General features: G+C 45.7%; 3 protein-coding genes and 1 pseudogene. All 4 read left to right on the top strand.

Going from position 1 to position 1,414, the window contains the following annotated elements:
- Nucleotides 1–303: pseudogene (locus A3761_RS08000) on the top strand (50S ribosomal protein L2); the annotation flags it as partial.
- A gap of 20 nt (nucleotides 304–323) precedes the next feature.
- Nucleotides 324–599, top strand: coding sequence for a 30S ribosomal protein S19 (gene rpsS / locus A3761_RS08005; RefSeq protein WP_068508516.1), 276 nt, complete (start codon nucleotides 324–326; stop codon nucleotides 597–599).
- 12 nt (nucleotides 600–611) lie between these two features.
- Nucleotides 612–950 carry a 50S ribosomal protein L22 gene (gene rplV, locus A3761_RS08010; protein WP_368664608.1) on the top strand — a complete coding sequence of 113 codons (339 nt, stop codon included), beginning with the start codon at nucleotides 612–614 and terminating at the stop codon, nucleotides 948–950.
- A gap of 11 nt (nucleotides 951–961) precedes the next feature.
- Nucleotides 962–1,414, top strand: a 453-nt coding sequence (gene rpsC / locus A3761_RS08015) for a 30S ribosomal protein S3 (RefSeq protein ID WP_068750086.1), incomplete at its 3' end; no start/stop codon positions are given.

Here is a 1,414-nt window from a genome sequence, read left to right on the forward strand (position 1 = left end):
TTGCGTTCTGGTGAAATGCGTAAGGTTCTTGTTGAATGTCGAGCTACTTTGGGTGAGGTTTCAAACAGTGAGCACAGCCTACGGCAATTAGGTAAAGCGGGTGCATCACGTTGGCGCGGTATTCGACCAACGGTGCGTGGTGTTGTTATGAACCCAGTTGACCACCCACATGGTGGTGGTGAAGGGCGAACCTCTGGTGGTCGTCACCCTGTTACTCCTTGGGGTGTACCTACTAAAGGCTATAAAACTCGCAAGAACAAACGCACTGACAAGATGATAGTACGTCGTCGGTCGGCTAAGTAATTAACTAAGAGGGTTACGCTGTGCCACGTTCTTTGAAAAAAGGTCCATTTATAGACCTTCATTTATTGAAGAAAGTAGAAACGGCTCTGGAAAAAGGTGACAAGAAACCAATTAAGACTTGGTCTCGTCGTTCAACTGTTTTTCCTGAGATGGTAGGCCTGACTATTGCGGTTCATAACGGACGTCAACACGTTCCTGTTTATGTAACCGAAGATATGGTTGGTCATAAATTAGGTGAATTTGCTGCAACGCGTACTTATCGGGGTCATGATGCCGATAAGAAAGCGAAGCGATAATTCTGAGAGGATATTGAGATGGAAGTAGCTGCAAAGCATAGAGGTGCTCGTCTATCTGCTCAGAAGGCACGTTTGGTAGCAGATCAGATCCGAGGAAAGGGTGTAGAAGAGGCGTTGGAAGTTTTAACTTTCAGCACTAAGAAAGCTGCAGCCCTTATGAAGAAAGTGTTGGAGTCGGCTATCGCAAATGCAGAGCATAACGATGGTTTGGACGTAGATGAGCTTAAAGTTTCAACAGTATTTGTTGATGAAGGCCCAACTATGAAACGAATCCGACCACGTGCGAAAGGTCGTGCTGATAGAATATTCAAGCGCACCTGTCATATCACGGTCAAAGTGGCCGATAACTAGGAGATACTAAGATGGGTCAGAAAGTACATCCTACTGGTATCAGACTGGGTATTGTGAAAGACCACAACTCCGTTTGGTATGCAGAGAAAGGTGATTACGCTAAGTACTTGCTAAACGACATTCAGGTACGTGAGTATTTGATGAAAAAGCTTGAAAGAGCGTCAGTTAGCAAGATCACTATCGAGCGACCAGCTCAGAACGCTCGTGTGACAATTCACACTGCGCGTCCTGGTATCGTAATCGGTAAGAAAGGCGAAGATGTTGAAAAGCTTCGCAAAGAGATTGGCGAAATGATGGGGATTCCGGTTCACATCAATATCGAGGAAATTCGTAAGCCAGACTTGGATGCTAAGTTGGTTGCTGCAGGTGTAGCTAGCCAATTGGAACGTCGTGTTATGTTCCGTCGTGCAATGAAGCGTGCAGTTCAAAATGCAATGCGTCAAGGTGCGAAGGGTATCAAGATA

This window comes from Oleiphilus sp. HI0123, from assembly GCF_001635315.1.